A 17,417-nucleotide genomic window follows, 5' to 3' on the forward strand; every position below is an offset into this window, starting at 1 on the left:
CGCGCTCAACGGCGTCGTCCGAGCGACGAATATTTCAACAGCCGCTGAAGGTCTTTGACGACCTTGCGCGGGTCGGCCTTTTCCGGGAAGCGCATGATGGCGTTGCCGAGCGGATCGACGAGATAGACATGGACGCCGGAGGCCGCGCCGGGCAGTACGTCGAGCCACGCCGATTCGGCGGCCGCAATCCTGAGACCCTCTTGGGCGGCGAGGCGTTCGCGCGGCGGAGGGCCGCCATCGGTGACGATCCACAACCGCGCGACGCGGTTCATCTCCTGTCCTTGGGCGAGGCGCGATTGACGCATCAGGTACAACGCGTCGACGCAGCCAGCGGGGCACCCCGACGGGCCGGCGTAGACCAGTGTCCAGCGGCCCGTGAACTCGGAACGCACGAAATCGGCCTGTCCGTCGAGGCCGGCGAGGGAAGCGGTCGGCAGTTGCACAGGCGCGATCAACTCGCCGTAGTTCACGCGTCCGCGCGGCTGCCAGACGTAATAGGCGAAATAGGACGCCAGGACTGGCAGGATGCACACCACGGCCAGCAGCACGAGCGTTCGCCTGGCCGTCCGCTGCCTGGCGTTGAGCGCCGGCTGCTCGGGTTTGCGGGATTGCGAGTGTCGATCAGCGAGAATCGCGCCGAACATAATGCCTCCGCATACTGATGTCGCTCGATTGCCAGATGTAGCGCAGGGTCAGCGCCGCCGCGAGTGCCGCCATCGCATACCACTGCAAGGCGTAGCCGCGGTGCCGATCGATGCCGGCGTCCGGCGCCGGCCAGTCACGTACGAGGCCGTCCGGAGCGGGGTCGTTCTGCTGCAGGTAGAAATCCGCGACGGGAATCGACGACCAGGCCCGATAGCGCGCGAGATCCAGGGTCTGCCAGACGACACCGGCCTGCGTCGCACCGCCCCCCTCCAGGGTGAAGGGTTTGCTCTCGGGATGACGGACTCGTGCGGAGACCTCGACCTCGCCGCCGGGAGTCATCACCGCAGGAGGATGAGCGCGATCGGGCGGCGCGGCGACCCAGCCGCGATTGACGAGCACCCAGCCGCCCTGCCCCGCGAGCCGCAGCGGGGTGAATACGTGGAAGCCGGCGCGACCGGCGTGCACGCGATTGTCGATGAGGATCGTGCGATCCGCGAGCCATTGGCCGCGCAGATCGACGGTCTGCCATTCGGCCGGAGGCTGCGCGCCGAGCGGATGGGGCTCGCTCCGCTCCGGGGAGGCGTAATCCGCCTGCAGCACCGCCTTTTCGTCCGCCCGGCGGATCTGCCAGTTGCCCAGCTGCAGCGTCAGCACCGCGACGGCAATGCCGGCGAGCAGCGGAACGGGATGCAGACGTCGGGCCGCCATGCGCTTCCTTCCGTCACAGCCAATAGACGACGACGAAGAGCATGAGCCACACGACGTCGACGAAGTGCCAGTACCAGGTGGCGGCTTCGAAGCCGAAGTGGTCGTCCGGGCGGAAATGCCCCGCCATTGCGCGAAGCAGCATCACCGTGAGCATGATCGCGCCGACCGTGACGTGCAGGCCGTGGAAGCCCGTGAGGAAGTAGAAGGTCGAGCCGTAGACGCCGGTATCCAGCCGCAGGTTGAGTTCGGAGTAGGCGTGGCTGTACTCGTGGACCTGCAGGGTGAGGAAGGTCACGCCGAGGAGGATCGTGATCAGCAGTCCGAGCTTCAACTGGCCACGATTGCCGTGGCGCAGCCCATGGTGGGCCCAGGTCAGCGTGCCACCGGACGTCAGCAGGATGATGGTGTTGATCGCCGGAATGCCCCAGGCGTCCATCGGGGTGAAGGGCGCTGCCTTGCCCGGACCGGCGGTCGGCCAGTTGCCGACGAAGCCCTGCCACAGCAGTGCGAGGTTGTCGCCGCTGGAAAGCCAGGGCACGCTGAGGACGCGGACGTAGAACAAGGCGCCGAAGAAGGCGGCGAAGAACATCACCTCGGAGAAGATGAACCAGCCCATCGACCAGCGGAAGGAACGGTCGACGCGGTGGCCGTACTTGCCGCTTTCGGATTCGCGCACGACCTGTCCGAACCAGCCGATCATCATGAAGACGAGCACTGCGATGCCGAGAAAGAAGACCCAGCGCCCGGGCCCGACGTTGTTGAGCCACATCGCCGCGCCAGTGCCGAAGAGCAGCAGGGCCACCGAACCGAAGATCGGATACTTGGACGGTTCCGGCACGAAGTACTTTTCCAAGGTGTGAGCCATGAGCAGCCTCCCTTTCCGTTACCGTTACCTTGACCCGACGATCAGCCGAACCACGACGACCAACGTCAGCACGAAGAAGATCCCTGCGAGCAGGCCGGCGACCACGACGGCACGCGGATCGAGCGAACGCGCATCGCGCTGATAATCCTTGCGCCGACGCACTCCAATGAAAGACCACAGCACCGCGCGCAGCGTCGCGAGGAAACCGGCGCGTTCGGGTCTGTCGTCGTGCGGCGTCGGCGCTCCATTCACGTCGCCCCTCCGGCTCCGCCTTCCGGCCCCGCGATGCGCCGCGCGGCGATCTCGAAGAAGGTGTAGGACAGCGTGATCACCGTGACGTCCGCCGGTAGGCCGGGATCGACGACGAAGGCCACGGGCATCGTGCGCCTTTCGCCCGCGCCGAGCGTCTGCCGGGCGAAGCAGAAGCATTCCAGCTTGCGGAAGAACTGGCCGGCGACCACGGGTCCGTAGCTCGGGACCGCCTGACCGGTGACCGGCTCATTGCGCGTATTCGAGACTTCGTAGGCGATCGTCACGAGTTCCCCCGGATGCACGCGCACCTCGGTCTGCAAGGGGCGGAATTGCCAGGGCAGATCGTGCGTATTGGCATCGAACTGCACGAGGACCGTCCGCGACAGGTCGACCTGAGTATTGACGACGGTGTCGGCCTTAAGCAGGTTGTTGATGCCCGTGACTTCGCAGATCGTCTTGTAGAAGGGCACGAGCAGGAAGCCGAAGCCGAACATCACCACCGCCGCGACCGCGAGGCGGGTCAGCAGGCGACGGTTCTCCGCCGAGACCGCCGCGCCGTGCCTCATGGCGCGTACCCCCGGAATTTGAGGATCGCCGCGACGAAGAACACCAGCGCGACAGCGGCCAAGGCCAGCGCAACGCGCCGGTTGGCAATGCGGAGGCGGGATTCACGGCTGGTCGGCATGGCTCTCGGTCTCGGGGGACGTCGGCGGGATCTCGATCGATCCTCAGTGAACTATAGGTGCTTCATCGAAAGTGTGATGCGGCGCCGGCGACGGCACCGTCCATTCCAGGCCCTCTGCGCCCTCCCAGGAGCGCGCCGCAGCCGGCTCACCGCCGCGGATGCACTTGATCACCGCGAAGAGGAAGATCAGCTGCGACAGCCCGAAGCCGAATGCGCCGATCGACGCCATCATGTTGAAGTCCGCGAATTGCAGCGCGTAGTCCGGGATCCGGCGCGGCATGCCGGCGAGCCCCAGGAAGTGCATCGGGAAGAAGGTGACGTTGAAGAAGACGATCGAGCACCAGAAATGCAGCTTGCCGATCCGCTCGTCCGGCATGTGGCCCGTCCACTTCGGCAGCCAGTAGTAGGCGCCGGCGAACAGCGCGAACAGGCTGCCGGCGACCAGCACGTAGTGGAAGTGTGCGACGACGTAATAGGTATCCTGGACCTGGATGTCGATCGGCGCGATCGCGCAAATCAGGCCGGTGAAGCCGCCCATCGTGAAGACGAACAGGAAGCCCACCGCGAACAGCATCGGCGTCTCGAAGCTGAGAGAGCCGCGCCACATCGTCGCGATCCAGTTGAAGACCTTCACGCCGGTCGGCACCGCGATCAGCATCGTCGCGTACATGAAGAAGATCTGGCCGACCGCCGGCATGCCGGTCGTGAACATGTGGTGCGCCCAGACGGTGAAGGACAGGATCGCGATCGACGACGTCGCATAGACCATCGACGCGTAGCCGAAGAGCGGCTTGCGCGAGAAGGTCGGGATGATCTGGCTGACGATGCCGAAGGCCGGGAGAATCATGATGTAAACTTCCGGGTGGCCGAAGAACCAGAAGATGTGCTGGTACATCACCGGGTCGCCGCCGCCGGCGGCGCTGAAGAAGCTGGTGCCGAAGTGCCGGTCGGCGAGCACCATCGTCACGGCGCCCGCGAGCACCGGCATCACGGCGATCAGCAGGTAAGCCGTGATCAGCCAAGTCCAGCAGAAGAGCGGCATCTTCATCAGCGTCATGCCCGGTGCGCGCATGTTGAGGATCGTGACGACGATGTTGATCGCCCCCATGATCGAGCTGATGCCCATGATGTGGATCGCGAAGATCGCCATGTCCATGCCCATGCCCATTTGCACGGAGAGCGGCGCGTAGAGCGTCCACCCCGCGGCGGTTGCCCCTCCCGGCGCGAAGAAGGAGCCGAGCAGCAGGATCGCGGCCGGCGGCAGGAGCCAGAAGCTCCAGTTGTTCATCCGCGCGAAGGCCATGTCGGGAGCGCCGATCATCAGCGGAATCTGCCAGTTCGCGAAGCCGACGAAGGCCGGCATGATCGCGCCGAACACCATCACGAGGCCGTGCATGGTCGTGAGCTGGTTGAAGAACTCGGGCTGCACGATCTGCAGGCCGGGCTGGAAGAGCTCCGCCCGGATCGTCAGCGCCATCACGCCCCCGGAGAGGAACATGATGAAGCTGAAGACCAGGTACATCGTGCCGATGTCCTTGTGGTTGGTCGTCGTGATCCAGCGCATCAGGCCGGTCGGGCCATGATGGTCGCCGTGCAGGTGATCGGTCATTACTGCCGCCATGCTGCCTCCTTCACGAATCGGCCCCCGTTACCGGCGGGCCGTGATGGACCGTACCTCGTTCCGGACGCTCACTGCCCCCGGCCGGCTGCGACCTGCTTCGGCTGAATCGCCTCACCGGTCTTGTTGCTCCAGCTATTGCGCGTGTAGGTGATCACGGCGGCGATCTCGGTGTCGGAGAGCTGCTTGCCGAATGCCTGCATCGCCGTGCCGGGACGCCCGTTGAGGACGACGTGGATCTGCCCCGCGGCCTCGCCGAGCACCACCTTCGAGCCGTCGAGCGGCGGGAACATCCCCGGAATCCCCTTGCCGGTGGGCTGATGGCAGGGCGCGCAGTTGGCTGTGAACACCTTCTCGCCGCGCTCCATCAGTTCGTCCCGCGTCCATTCGCGCGCGGCCTCGCCCGCAGCCGCCGCCAGCGCCGCGGTCTGGCGCTGCACCCATTCGCTGTAGGCCTGCTGCGACACGACGTGCACCTCGATCGGCATGAAGCCGTGGTCGCGGCCGCAAAGTTCGGCGCAGTTGCCGCGGTAGACGCCTTCCTTGTCGGCGCGGAACCAGGTATCACGGATGAAGCCGGGAATCGCGTCCTGCTTCACGCCGAAGGCCGGCACCCACCACGCGTGGATGACGTCGTTGGCGGTCGTCAGGATGCGCACCTTCTTGCCGACCGGCACGACGACCGGGTTGTCGACCTCGACGAGGTAATGCTCGCCCTTGGCGGACTGCCCATTGACCTGTTCGCGCGGCGTCGCCAGATTGGACAGGAAGCGGATGCCCTGCCCTTCGCCCTGCAGGTAGTCGTAGCCCCACTTCCACTGGTAGCCGGTGGCCTTGATCGTGATGTCCGGGTCGCGCGTGTCCTTCATTTCCAGCACGGTCTTGGTCGCCGGCCAGGCCATGCCGAGCAGGATGACGACCGGGATCACCGTCCAGGCGATCTCGACCGAGGTGTTTTCGTGGAAATTGGCGGCGACCGCGCCGCGCGACTTGCGATGGTGGATCACCGCCCAGAACATGACGCCGAATACGACGATGAAGATCACCAGACAGATGATCAGCATCAGCGTATGCATGTTGTAGATCTGTGCCGCGACGCCGGTCACGGGGGGCTGCAGGTTGTAATTCCGCTCGGCGATGGCCGCCGAGGATGCGAGCAACAGTGAAGCGGACACTGCATGACGACCGGCAAGACTCATGTCCCTACCCCCATCGGATGCGGAATCTCGCGCAGGGCGCTTCCTGCGAGTTCCGGTCGATCATGCCATAGGGAATTCCGCGACTGCAATACGGAATTTTGAGCATCATCAAAATACCGCAACGCAATATGTGATATTTGCCCGCAAGCGCAGCTACCTGACCGTCTTGTAAGAAAATGTTCTCGGAATGCAAGGATCCGTCGCACCGAGGAAGCGTCGACGGCGAATGGCCGCAGAGCGGATAGAATCCGTCCCGCGCCAGCGGCGCAGCAACCCTGACCAGGAATTCCGGCCATGTCTTATTCCCGCCCCGCCTTCGAAGACAAGATCTGCCCCCCCGAACAGCTCTCGGCTCGCGCCGCCGCGCTGGCTCACCCGCTCGTCTTCACCAACGGCTGTTTCGACATCCTGCACCGCGGGCACGTCACCTATCTCGCCCAGGCGCGCGCACTCGGCGCGGCCATGGTGGTCGCGCTCAATACGGATGCATCGGTGCGGCGCCTCGGCAAGGGCGAGGACAGGCCGATCAACGTGCTGGAGGACCGTTTGGCGGTGATGGCGGCGCTCGAATGCGTCGATCTCGTCACGTGGTTCGACGAAGACACACCGCTCGCCCGCATCCTCGAAGCTCGCCCTGAAGTGCTGGTGAAGGGCGGCGACTGGCCGGTCGAGCGCATCGTCGGCGCGCAGGAAGTCGTCGGCTGGGGCGGGACGGTGCATTCCATCCCGTTCACGCACGAGCGCTCGACGACGGCACTGCTGGGCCGCATTCGCGGCGCGTAGGCGCTGCCCCTTATCCGCCGGGCTACGCGACCGGGGCTGCCGCGGGAGCAGTCACCGGCGCCACGCGTGGCATGCGGACGCGCATCGTCGTGCCGACGTCCGGCTGGCTGTCGACACTGACGGCGCCGCCAAGCACATTGACCACGAGGCTGTGCGCGATGTGCAGGCCCAGCCCGCTGCCGCCCTTGCCCAGTCGCGACGTGAAAAAGGGCTCGAAGATGCGGCGCTGCAGTTCGAGCGGAATGCCGCGGCCGTCGTCGACGACTTCCAACAGCACCCAGTCGGGATCCTCCAGCCGGCCGGCCACCCGGATCTCGCCGGCGTTTCGCCCTTCGAAGCCATGCAGCACGGCGTTATTGACCAGGTTGGTCAGGACCTGGCCGAGCGCACCGGGGTAGCTGTCTAGGCAGACGTTGCGATCGACGTCGATCACCAGCCGGTAGGGCAGCCGCTTCAGCGACGGCCGCAATGTCATCACGATTTCGTCGATGACTTCGCCGAAGTTGAATTCGCGCCGCTGCGAGCTCGACTGGTCCACCGCCACCTGCTTGAAGCTCGCCACCAGCGTCGCGGCGCGTTCGAGGTTGCGCTCGATGATCGCGTTGCCGGCCTCGGTGTCTTCGAGGTAGCGCTCCAGCGACGAGCGACGCAGGCCGGACTGCAGTTCCTCGCGCAGCGTACGCGTCTGGTCACGCACGGTATTCGCCGCGATCAGGCTGTTGCCGAGCGGCGTGCTGAGCTCGTGCGACACGCCCGCGACCAAGGCGCCGAGCGCGGCCATCTTTTCGGAATTGACGAGATCCTCCTGGGTGCGGCGCAGGTTCTCGAGCGCCGACGAGAGCTCCTCGTTGCTTCGGTGCAATTCTTCGGTACGCTCGATGACGCGCGCCTCGAGCGTCTGATTCAGCTCCTGCAGCGCCGCGCGGCTCGCCTCGACCGCTGCCTCGCGCTCGCGGATCGCCCGGCTCATGCGCTCGAAGGCCGCCGCAAGCCGGTTGAACTCCTTCACCTTCGACCTCCGCCACGACAACTCGTAACGGCCCTGCTCGACGCCGACCGCGAAGATCGACAATTCGCGGAACAGACGCGCAAAGTAACCGGCCTGCATCGCCGCACCGATCAGGCCGACAATGATCGATATCGCCAGGCCGACCAGCACGATCAGCTCGGCCGTGCGCGAGGGTCGGAAGGCCTGTGCCCGCGGCCGCACGACAAGCACGCGCCAGCCCAGTTGCGACACCGGCACCGCGCTACCAATCATGTCCACACCGTCGATGCGCAATCGCAGGAAGGTGCTGCCATCGTCGTCCTCGTGACCCGGCACCTCCATGTGCGATCCGCCATCCGAAAACGGCTGAAGGGCCGTCGAGGCCGTGTCGCCGATCACCGTCCCGCGGCGGTCGAAGAGGATAGTGCGCAGGCCGTCCTCTTCTTCGCTCCCGGGGAGCGCAGTCTGCAGCGCCAGCGGGATCAGCTCGCCGATCAGCGTCAGCGCCCCCTGGCGCACCGCGACGACGGCGGTAACGTCGGCACTGACTGGAGAGAGCCGCGCGTCGGACCAGTAGGTGCCGGTCTCATGCGACACGGAGGTGAACACCGGATGCGCCGAAAGGTCCATGCCGAGCAGGTCGTTGCGCAAGCCCCGCCGCGATGCCGGCAGACCGACCGCGATGACCGTGCCGTCATCGCCAATGGCATAGACCGAGGCGAAACTGTCGCCGTTTTCCTCGATCAGGCGGTCGAGCATCAGCGACATCCGGCCCGACGGACGCATGCCGCCCTCGACGAGCGTCCGGGCCATGCCCGCGAGCGCGATCCGGGGGCGGTCGAGCTGAGCCTCGATCTGATGGGCAATCGCGTGGGCAAGCTGATGCTGGCGCAGCTCGGTGTCGTGGTCGATCTGCGGCAGCAGCCACAACTTCATCAGCGCAAACACGAACGCGAATGTCACCGCCGCCACCACCACGGAGCGGAAGAAGAGCAGTCGGGCGAGGCGCAGAGGCTGCATCATTCGCGCTGTGGCTCGGACAGCTTCGCTTCAAGCGAAAAACGCCCGTTGCGGATGCGCGTCATGTACACATCGCGCCGCGTATCGCCCCAGGCGTCGATCCGCAGGGGCTGCTGCAGACCGGCAAAGGTGTGATCGATCAGATAGTTGCGGGCCCGGCGACCGCTGCCCGTCTGTTGCAAGGCCTCGAGCGCAACCCGGGCGGCATCGTAGGCGAGCACGGCGCCATAGCCGGGTTGTTCGCCGAAACGCTCCACATAGGCGGAGCGAAAGGACTGGTAGCGCGGCGACGAGTCCTCGCGATCGAACATCTGTGGCACCAACACCCCTTCGACTGCGCGACCGCCGATCGCGACCAGCTCCTCGGTCGCGGCCCAGGTACTACCCATGATGATGAGCGCGCGGTCGGAGCGCCGCACGAGTTGCGCAATACGCGCGAGATCGACCGCACCCGACACAACCACGAGCGCATCGGGCCGCAGCTCCAGGGCCCGGGCGACCGTGTCCTGCACGCTCATGTCGGCCGCCGACTCGAAGGTCTCGACGCGCACCACCTCGCCCCCGACGCTCGCGAAGGCGGCCGAGAAGTGTCGCACCCAGTCCGCCGAAAACGCATCGTTCGAGCGATCGTAGATGACGGATGCCTTATGTCGTCCAAGGGCCCCCGCGAGGTAGCGGGCCGAAGCGGAAGCGTACTCGCGCGTCGTCGCGGTGACACGGAAGAACTGGTCGTCCAGACCCGAAAACGCCGTGCTGGTCACCGAAGGGGAAATCACCGGAATGCCTGCCGACTTCGTCAGCGGCAGCACGACCTCGGTCATCGCACTCGTCATCGGTCCGATGATGACCTCGACGCCGGTCGCCAGCAGCTCGGCGACACCGCGTTGCGCGAGGCCGATCTTCTGCGCGTCGTCGCGGACGATCAGCTCCACGCGCCGTCCGGCGATACCGCCGGCGGCATTCGCCTGCTCGACGGCGAGCAGCGTGCCATTGCGCCCGCCGATGCCGAGGTCCGATGCGCGGCCGGACAGGCCGCCGAGGAATCCGATGCGGATCGGTTCGGGTTCGCCGCAGCCCGCGAGGCCCATGATCGCCAACGTCAGGATCCAGCCGGCGAAGTGACGCAGCGCGTCAGCCACCACCCTGTCCGTTGGCGGCGAGCCAGGTGTGCCAGTCGTCGACCGGCATCGGCCGCGCAAAGTGAAAGCCCTGCCCGAGCTGGCAGCCCATCGTCTGCAACCGCCCGGCCTGCTCGTCATGCTCGATGCCCTCGGCAATCAGCTCAATACCGAGCCGGTCGCCAAGCCCGCAGACGAGGCCGGCGATCTCACCGCCCTTGCCGGCACCGCCGATGTCGTTGATGAAGGCGCGGTCGATCTTGAGCCGATCGACGTTCATGCGCTGCAGATGGCTGAGCGACGAGAAACCGGTGCCGAAGTCGTCGATCGCGATGTCGAGCCCCATCGCCTTGATGCGGCCGAAGAGCTCGATCATGCGCGTGCCCTCGCCCATCGCGACGGACTCGGTGATCTCGAGCTCGATCTGCTGCGGCAGCGCTCCGCTGTCCTCCAGCGCCGCCCGCAGGCGGCCGAGGAAATGCGGATCGCGGAACTGGATGATCGACACGTTGATCGCCACCCGGATCGCGCCGTAGCCGTTGCGCGCCATCCACGCCGCCTCCTCGCAGGCGCGGCGCATCACCCATTCGCCCATCGGCACGATGAGCCCCGAGCGTTCGGCGAGCGGAATGAAGCGGTCGGGCGGCACCATCGTGCCGTCGGCCATGCGCCAGCGCAGCAGCGCCTCGGCACCCACGCAACGGCCGGTGTCGAGCGAGATCTGCGGCTGGTAGACGAGGAAGAGCTCGTTGGCGGAAAAGGCCCGCCGCAGGTTGTGCAGCATGTTCACGCGCCCGCGGATTTCCTCGCTCACGCCGCGGTTGTAGCGCGCCACCGAACCGCGCTCGGCCTGCTTCGCCCGCTTGAGCGCGAGGAAGGCATCCTCGAGCGCCTCGCTGCCGTCGCCGGATACGTCGTCGAGACGCACGACGCCGACCGTGACCGACACGATGATGCTCTCGCCCTCGACCTCCAGCGGATCGGCAAACAGGCCGTCGAGGAGCTCGGTGCGGGGATCGGGGTTGGCCCAGAAGACCGCAAAGCAATCGCTGCCGACACGCGCGACCTGTGCGCCCCGGTCGCAGCCTTCGACGATGCGCGCGGCGACGCTCTTCAACATCGCATCGCCGTACTGGTAGCCGAAGGCGCCGTTGATCTCGCCGAAATGATCGACGTCGACCACCGCCAGCACCCCGCGCAGCTCCTCGCGCTCGCGCAGGTGCGTCTCCAGCATGTTCACGAGGTGGCGGCGGTTCGGCAGGTTCACCAGCGGATCGAAATACGAATACTGGTTGAGCCGCTGCACGAGATCGACGTTGTCGAGGCACACCGACACATTCGTGCAGAAGACTTCGAGCAGGTTCGGATCCAGATCCTCGACGACGAAACCGGCTTCGACGTAGGCCGCGAGATCGCGTCCGGGACGCGCGCCGAAGTACAAGGCGATGCCGCCGCCGGACGCGAGGATGTTTTCGCGGCGCGTCAGCGCCTGTTCGAGCAGCACCCGCACCTCGGCGCTTTCGAGCGCGTCGAGCGACTGGCGCACGGTGTGTTCGAAACGCCCCGCCGCGGCGATAACCTCGCAGCTGCCACCGTCGTCGCGCCGCGCGCACACCAGGCCTTCCGGCGGCAAGTTCAGCAGGCCGGAAATCTGCGTGATGACGCCGGCGGCGAATTCCGCCAGCCCTTCGCTGCGCATCAGCTCGGCGCAGCCCCGCACGATGCGCGCGAGCCCCTCGCGGCTGGAGTTGACGATGCGGATCTGCTGATAGGCGCGGATCGCCGACGTGAGCGCCGCGTAGAGGCGCGTGCGCGACAGCTCGGACTTGTTCTTGTAGTCGTTGATGTCGTAGTCGCGGATCGCATCGAGTTCGGGGGCATACCCGGGCTGCCCCGTGCGCAGGATGATACGAACGTCACGCATGCCAAGCTCGTTGCGGATCTCGTCGACGAGCTTCAGCCCCGCGTCCTGCGTCTCCATGACGACATCGAGCAGGATCACTGCGATGTCGCGTTCGTCGGCAAACAAGCTGCGTGCCTGTTCCGCCGAATAGGCGTGCAGGAATACGAGGGGACGGCCGAGGATCTCGACGTTGGCGAGGCTCAGTTCCGTGCTGCGGTGTACGTCCTCGTCGTCATCGACGATCGCGACCTTCCAGCTCGCCGCCGCCCTGCCCGGCGTCGAGACCGTCTCCGCTGCGAACTCGATGAGCTCCTCGGTGGGCAAATCTCCCGGAATCACTTGGTCGCCTGGCTCTCTTTGAGCGCACCCGCTTCCGCTTCGTGCCAGACCATCGTGATGTTTTCCTCGAACTGCGGGAACACGCGATCGTGTTCGATCAGCAGGCGCAGGATCGTTCGGGCATGATCGCCGGGAAAGCCGCGGCGGGTCCCGTCACGCGTGTCGTTCATCAGACGGACGATGAATTGCCTGCAATCGCGCGTACCCCACAGCTCGTCGATTTTCTTGAGGTGCGGGTATGCATCATAGAGAGCCGTAACGTCTGTCTTGCGCATGGTGGGCGCTCGCTCGATTCGTGACTTTAGTAATAGATAAAGATAACACCCGCATCGGTTGGCGTCGAACTCCATGAAGCATGAAGGGGTAATTTTGCACGGTCCCGGCCGAACGGGCGCGAACGCAAGGTGCCGCACATCGGTAAAATGCAGGCGATGAGCAATTCCATCCGCCCTTTCCCCCTGCACGTCCTGGAACACGTTTTCGGCTACACGGCCTTCCGTGGCGAGCAGGAGGCCATCGTGACGCATGTCGGGGCAGGCGGCGATGCGCTCGTACTGATGCCCACGGGCGGCGGGAAATCGCTGTGCTACCAAGTGCCGGCGCTGCTGCGCTCGGGCACCGCAGTCGTCGTGTCGCCGCTGATCGCACTGATGCAGGATCAGGTGAGCGCCTTGCAGGAAGCAGGCGTCGCCGCAGCCTATCTCAACTCCAGCCAGGCGCAGGACGAATCCGCCGCCGTCGAGCGCGACCTCATCGAAGGCCGGCTCGACCTGCTGTACGTCGCGCCCGAGCGGCTGCTGACAGCACGCCTGCTGGGAACGCTCGACCGCTTGCACCGCGACCGGCGCATCGCGCTCTTCGCGATCGACGAGGCACACTGCGTCTCGCAGTGGGGGCACGACTTCCGACCGGAATACCTCCAGCTCTCGGTGCTGCCCGAGCGCTATCCGGGCGTGCCGCGCATTGCGCTGACCGCGACCGCCGATCCGGAGACGCGCGAGGAGATCGCCGCACGCCTCGGACTCGCCGAAGCGCGCCGCTTCGTGTCGAGCTTCGACCGGCCCAACATCCGCTACCGGATGGTCGACAAGGACAACCCGCGCAACCAGCTCCTCGCCTTCATCCGCGAGGACCACGAGGGCGACGCCGGCATCGTCTATTGCCTGTCGCGGCGCAAGGTCGAGGAGACCGCCGCGTGGCTGGAGGAACAGGGCATCCGTTCCCTGCCCTACCACGCCGGCATGCCGCAGGACGTGCGCGCAGCGAACCAGAACCGCTTCCTGCGCGAAGACGGCATCGTGATGGTCGCGACGATCGCTTTCGGCATGGGCATCGACAAGCCGGATGTGCGCTTCGTCGCCCACCTCGACCTACCACGTTCGATCGAAGGCTACTATCAGGAGACGGGCCGCGCCGGTCGTGACGGATTGCCATCGCAGGCGTGGATGGCCTGGGGCGCACAGGACATCGTGCAGCAGCGGCGCATGATCGACGAATCGGAAGGCAACGAGGACTTCAAGCGCCGCGCCCGCGCACGGCTCGATGCGCTGGTCGGCCTCGTCGAAACCACCGCCTGCCGCCGCCAGCACCTGCTCGCGCATTTCGGCGAGGAAGGCCAGGCCTGCGGCAACTGCGACAACTGCCTGGAACCGCCGCGCACCTGGGACGCCACGGACGCCGCGCGCAAGGCGCTCTCCGGCGTGTTCCGCACCGGCCAGCGCTTCGGCGCCGGCCACGTGATCGACGTGCTGCGCGGCGAACTCACGGACAAGGTGCGCGACTGGGAACACGACAAGGTCAGCACCTTCGGCATCGGCGCCGAGATGGACGAAAAGACCTGGCGCACGCTGTTCCGCCAGCTCGTCGCGCGCGGCATGCTCGCCGTCGACCACGACCGCCACAATGCGCTGACGCTGACCGACCTCGCGCGCCCGGTGCTGCGCGGGGAGGCCGGATTCGCGCTGCGGATTGTGCCGGAAAAGAAGCGCAGCCGCCGTACCCGCAGCAATCGCCTGGAAATCCTCGACGGCGTGCCGCAGACGCTGTTCGACCGCCTGCGCGCGTGGCGCGCCGCGACCGCCCGCGAACGCAACGTGCCAGCCTACGTGATCCTGCACGACGCCACGCTGCGCGAGATCGCCCTCGCACGGCCGACCTCGCGCACGGAGCTCTCGCACATCTCGGGTATCGGCGACCGCAAGCTGGATGCCTACTGCGAAGCGATCCTCGACGAAGTCCGTCGGGTGGAGTGACTGCGCGGCGAGAAATGGACGCCTGAAGCAATTCAGAATTTGACAATCCGCAACAATAAGACCCTACCGCAGACGTTACAATTCGTAATTGAATCTCACCCCAATAGTCGTCTTGTCATGAAGAAGTCGTCTCAGCGGAATTTCGGCCAGCGGTTCAACCCGAACAACAACCCGGCAAAGGCGATTCCGGCGGACGAGGAAAGCCCGCTGAAGGGCACCGAACGCCTCCATAGTCCTCGGCGCGCCCTCAAGACCAAGGCGCAGATCAAGGTCTGGGACGTCCTGGTGCGCACTTTCCACTGGACGCTCGTGACCTCCTTCTTCACGGGCTTCTTCATCACCGACAAGTTTCCGCTGCACGCCTACGCGGGCTACCTGATCTTCACGCTGGTGCTTTTGCGCATCCTGTGGGGCTTCGTCGGCTCGCCCTACGCGCGCTTCTCGGCCTTCATCTACACCGTGCGGGAAACGATCCAGTACACGCTGTCGGCCTTCCGCATGGGTCCGGCGCGGGAATACTTGAGCCACAACCCGATGGGCGCGCTGATGGTGTTCGCCTTCCTCTTCCTGCTCCTCGGCAACACGATTGTCGGCACGATGCTGTACGCCGCGCAGCAGCTCGAAGGCCCGCTCGTCGATATCGTCCCCGTGCATTGGGACGAAACCCTGGAAGAGATCCACAAGTTCATCGCGAAGATGCTGATCTCGCTCGCCGGCTTCCATATCACAGGCGTAGTGTGGGCCTCGTGGTGGCATCGCCAGAACTACGTGCTGGCGATGTTCACGGGCTACAAGTCGGTGTTCACGCGCCGCACGCACCGCGAAGAGGGCAGCAAGGTATGGACCGCGGAAGAGCGGGCCGCACACCACCACTGAGACGGCAACGTCACTGACCGGCGGGCTCGATGTGTGTCGTCAAGCGCACGCCGGTCTCCTTCTCGACCGCCAATTCGACCGCATCGGCCAACGCATGGGCGCGGGCAACACTCCAGTCGCCCGGCAGGCGCAGGTCGACATGAGCGAAATGCATCGCACCCGCGACGCGGGTCTTGAGATTCGCGAAACGACAGCCCTGCCCGGCGAATGAGGCGAGTACAGCCTCGATGCGGGCGATCTCGTCGGCACCGAGCGCTCGATCCATCAACCCATCCACGGAACGCTGCATCAAACCCCAGCCGTCACGCAGGATGTTAAGGGCCACGGCCCCGGCGATCAGCGGATCCAGCCACACCCAGCCACTTACGCTTGCGAGTGCCACCCCCGCGACAACGCCGGCGGTCGTCCACACGTCGGTCATCAAGTGGCGCGCGTCGGCTTCGAGCGCCAGTGAGCGGTTGGCGCGCCCCACCTCGAACAGGATGCGGGCGACAACGAAATTGACGAGACTCGCGCCGATCGACAGTCCGGTGCCGACACCGAGCTTCCCCAGCGGCTGGGGATGGAGCAGGCGTTCGCCGGCCGCGACGAGTATCGCCAGCGCGGCGACAAAAATCATCACGCCTTCGAAAGCAGCGGAGAAATACTCGGCCTTGCCGTGCCCGTAGGGATGTTCGGGGTCGGCAGGCGCCCGGGCAAAGGACACCATCAGCAGCGCGAAGGACGCACCGGCGAGGTTCACAAGCGATTCGAGCGCGTCGGAAAGGTAGCCGACCGAGCCGGTCAGCCACCATGCCCCAGTCTTCATGCCGATGGTGGTGAAGGCAGCGGCCAGCGAGAGCAGCAGGGCCTGTTGCGGAGTGAGGGTGCCCATGATGTCGGATAAAACGTGGTACCCCGCATGGTAAACCACGTTAAAACCGCCGCGCCCGCCAATGCTTGGCGGGCAGCGGGCGGAGGCTCAGCGCTTGAAGCGTTCCTCGGCGATCGCGTCGGCGACTTCCCCGGTCGGGCGCTCTTCCTTGCGGGCGCGCGCGAAGATTTCCATCAGATTGTCGTAGATGCTTTCGATGTGCTTCGTGAGCGCGGCACGGTCGAAGTTGGCGGTGCGCTCGTAATAAACGTCGATGATGCCGCCGGCGTTGATGACGTAGTCCGGCGCGTACAGGATGCCCTTGTTCATCAACGCGAGGCCGTGGCGCGGCTCGGCGAGCTGGTTGTTGGCGGCGCCGGCAATGACCTTGGCCTTCAGCATCGGGATCGTCTGGTCGTTGATGATCGCGCCCATTGCGCAGGGGGCGAAGACGTCGACGTCGAGGCCGAAGATCTCGTCCGGCGCGACGATGGTCGCTTCGAGTTCCTTGCCGGCACGAGTCAGCGGCTCACGGTGGATGTCGGTGACCCACAGCTGGGCGCCGGCTTCCTTCAGCTGGCGGGCGAGGTCGAAGCCGACGTTGCCGAGGCCCTGCACGGCGACCTTCAGGCCTTCGAGCGAGTCACGACCGAGGCGTTCCTTCACGGCAGCCTTGATGCCGACGAAGGTGCCGTAGGCGGTTGCGGGCGACGGATCGCCGCTGCGGGTGCCGTTCTCGGCGGGCTTGTCGATGATGCCGGCGACGTGCTGGGTGAATTGCGACATGAACTTCATGTCGTCGACGCCGGTACCGGAGTCCTCGGCGGCGATGTAGCGGCCATTGACGCGCTCGACGGCTTGGGCGAAGGCCTTCAGCAGCTCGGGCGTCTTGTCGGTGCGCGGGTTGCCGATGATCACCGATTTGCCGCCGCCGAGCTTGAGGTTCGCCATCGCCGACTTGTAGGTCATGCCGCGCGACAGGCGCAGCACGTCGCGGATCGCTTCCTCCTCGGAGGCGTAGGGCCACATGCGGCAACCGCCGAGGGCCGGGCCGAGGTTGGAGTTATGCACCGCGATGATGGCCTTCAGGCCGCTCTTCTCGTCGCTGCAGAAAACGACCTGCTCGTGATCAGCGAAATCGCTCAGGGAAAAAACGCTCATGATGTCTCCTTCATTGGTCTGGAAAGGGTGCAACGCCCCCTCCACTACGGCTCGTGGCCGTGGCGGAAGGGTTGCTGCGGGAGGTGAAGCAGGGGTTTCGCGGAGCATCGCTCTGCGCCTACGGAGCGGCGGAGCGAAGCGAAGACTCCTTG

17 protein-coding genes are annotated in these 17,417 nt (G+C 65.8%); 3 read left to right on the forward strand and 14 right to left on the reverse strand.

Annotated elements, in window-relative coordinates; all coding sequences use genetic code 11:
* Positions 1-5: 5 nt before the first annotated feature.
* The 8 genes from AZKH_RS18000 to coxB form a co-directional block, all read right to left on the reverse strand.
* Positions 6-644 carry a hypothetical protein gene (locus tag AZKH_RS18000; protein WP_015437220.1) on the reverse strand — a complete coding sequence of 213 codons (639 nt, stop codon included), beginning with the start codon at positions 642-644 and terminating at the stop codon, positions 6-8.
* Complete coding sequence (locus tag AZKH_RS18005) at positions 622-1,353, reverse strand: SURF1 family protein (RefSeq protein WP_015437221.1); 732 nt, start codon at positions 1,351-1,353, stop codon at positions 622-624. The genes AZKH_RS18000 and AZKH_RS18005 overlap by 23 nt, the downstream gene beginning before the upstream one ends.
* Positions 1,354-1,366: 13 nt before the next feature.
* Positions 1,367-2,218, reverse strand: coding sequence for a cytochrome c oxidase subunit 3 (locus AZKH_RS18010; RefSeq protein ID WP_015437222.1), 852 nt, complete (start codon positions 2,216-2,218; stop codon positions 1,367-1,369).
* A 24-nt stretch (positions 2,219-2,242) separates the two neighbouring features.
* Complete coding sequence (locus AZKH_RS18015) at positions 2,243-2,470, reverse strand: DUF2970 domain-containing protein (RefSeq protein WP_015437223.1); 228 nt, start codon at positions 2,468-2,470, stop codon at positions 2,243-2,245.
* Entirely contained in the window at positions 2,467-3,036 is a 570-nt protein-coding gene (locus AZKH_RS18020) for a cytochrome c oxidase assembly protein (protein ID WP_015437224.1), read from the reverse strand. The genes AZKH_RS18015 and AZKH_RS18020 overlap by 4 nt, the downstream gene beginning before the upstream one ends.
* Positions 3,033-3,155: a hypothetical protein gene (locus tag AZKH_RS27875; RefSeq protein ID WP_255345553.1), complete on the reverse strand. Its 123-nt coding sequence runs from the start codon at positions 3,153-3,155 to the stop codon at positions 3,033-3,035. The genes AZKH_RS18020 and AZKH_RS27875 overlap by 4 nt, the downstream gene beginning before the upstream one ends.
* Before the next feature lie 43 nt (positions 3,156-3,198).
* The gene (ctaD, locus tag AZKH_RS18025; RefSeq protein WP_015437225.1) at positions 3,199-4,776 is read right to left on the reverse strand and encodes a cytochrome c oxidase subunit I; all 1,578 of its coding nucleotides are present in this window, start codon (positions 4,774-4,776) and stop codon (positions 3,199-3,201) included.
* Positions 4,777-4,844: 68 nt separating this feature from the next.
* Positions 4,845-5,972, reverse strand: coding sequence for a cytochrome c oxidase subunit II (gene coxB, locus AZKH_RS18030; RefSeq protein WP_015437226.1), 1,128 nt, complete (start codon positions 5,970-5,972; stop codon positions 4,845-4,847).
* 294 nt (positions 5,973-6,266) lie between these two features.
* Between coxB and rfaE2 the strand changes: the two genes are divergently transcribed.
* Positions 6,267-6,755, forward strand: coding sequence for a D-glycero-beta-D-manno-heptose 1-phosphate adenylyltransferase (gene rfaE2, locus AZKH_RS18035; RefSeq protein WP_015437227.1), 489 nt, complete (start codon positions 6,267-6,269; stop codon positions 6,753-6,755).
* A gap of 22 nt (positions 6,756-6,777) precedes the next feature.
* Here the strand turns inward: rfaE2 and AZKH_RS18040 are convergent, their stop codons facing one another.
* The 4 genes from AZKH_RS18040 to AZKH_RS18055 are packed head-to-tail and all read right to left on the reverse strand — an operon-like array spanning position 6,778 to position 12,398.
* Positions 6,778-8,766: a sensor histidine kinase gene (locus tag AZKH_RS18040; protein ID WP_015437228.1), complete on the reverse strand. Its 1,989-nt coding sequence runs from the start codon at positions 8,764-8,766 to the stop codon at positions 6,778-6,780.
* The gene (locus tag AZKH_RS18045) at positions 8,763-9,902 is read right to left on the reverse strand and encodes an ABC transporter substrate-binding protein (RefSeq protein WP_015437229.1); all 1,140 of its coding nucleotides are present in this window, start codon (positions 9,900-9,902) and stop codon (positions 8,763-8,765) included. The genes AZKH_RS18040 and AZKH_RS18045 overlap by 4 nt, the downstream gene beginning before the upstream one ends.
* The gene (locus AZKH_RS18050) at positions 9,895-12,123 is read right to left on the reverse strand and encodes a bifunctional diguanylate cyclase/phosphodiesterase (protein ID WP_015437230.1); all 2,229 of its coding nucleotides are present in this window, start codon (positions 12,121-12,123) and stop codon (positions 9,895-9,897) included. Before AZKH_RS18050 ends, AZKH_RS18045 begins: the two co-directional genes overlap by 8 nt.
* Positions 12,120-12,398 carry a hypothetical protein gene (locus AZKH_RS18055; RefSeq protein WP_015437231.1) on the reverse strand — a complete coding sequence of 93 codons (279 nt, stop codon included), beginning with the start codon at positions 12,396-12,398 and terminating at the stop codon, positions 12,120-12,122. The genes AZKH_RS18050 and AZKH_RS18055 overlap by 4 nt, the downstream gene beginning before the upstream one ends.
* A 147-nt stretch (positions 12,399-12,545) precedes the next feature.
* Between AZKH_RS18055 and recQ the strand changes: the two genes are divergently transcribed.
* Together recQ and AZKH_RS18065 are read left to right on the forward strand one after the other, a co-directional pair.
* Entirely contained in the window at positions 12,546-14,375 is a 1,830-nt protein-coding gene (gene recQ / locus AZKH_RS18060; protein WP_015437232.1) for a DNA helicase RecQ, read from the forward strand.
* 117 nt (positions 14,376-14,492) lie between these two features.
* Positions 14,493-15,251, forward strand: coding sequence for a cytochrome b/b6 domain-containing protein (locus tag AZKH_RS18065; RefSeq protein ID WP_015437233.1), 759 nt, complete (start codon positions 14,493-14,495; stop codon positions 15,249-15,251).
* Positions 15,252-15,261: 10 nt separating this feature from the next.
* Here AZKH_RS18065 and AZKH_RS18070 read toward each other — a convergent pair whose 3' ends face one another.
* Positions 15,262-16,125 (reverse strand): cation diffusion facilitator family transporter, encoded by an 864-nt coding sequence (locus AZKH_RS18070; RefSeq protein WP_041656360.1) that lies wholly within the window; start codon positions 16,123-16,125, stop codon positions 15,262-15,264.
* An 87-nt stretch (positions 16,126-16,212) separates the two neighbouring features.
* Complete coding sequence (locus AZKH_RS18075) at positions 16,213-17,265, reverse strand: Glu/Leu/Phe/Val dehydrogenase dimerization domain-containing protein (protein ID WP_015437235.1); 1,053 nt, start codon at positions 17,263-17,265, stop codon at positions 16,213-16,215.
* Positions 17,266-17,417: the final 152 nt, after the last annotated feature.

Source organism: Azoarcus sp. KH32C, from assembly GCF_000349945.1.
In the GTDB taxonomy this organism is placed as follows: Bacteria; Pseudomonadota; Gammaproteobacteria; order Burkholderiales; family Rhodocyclaceae; genus Aromatoleum.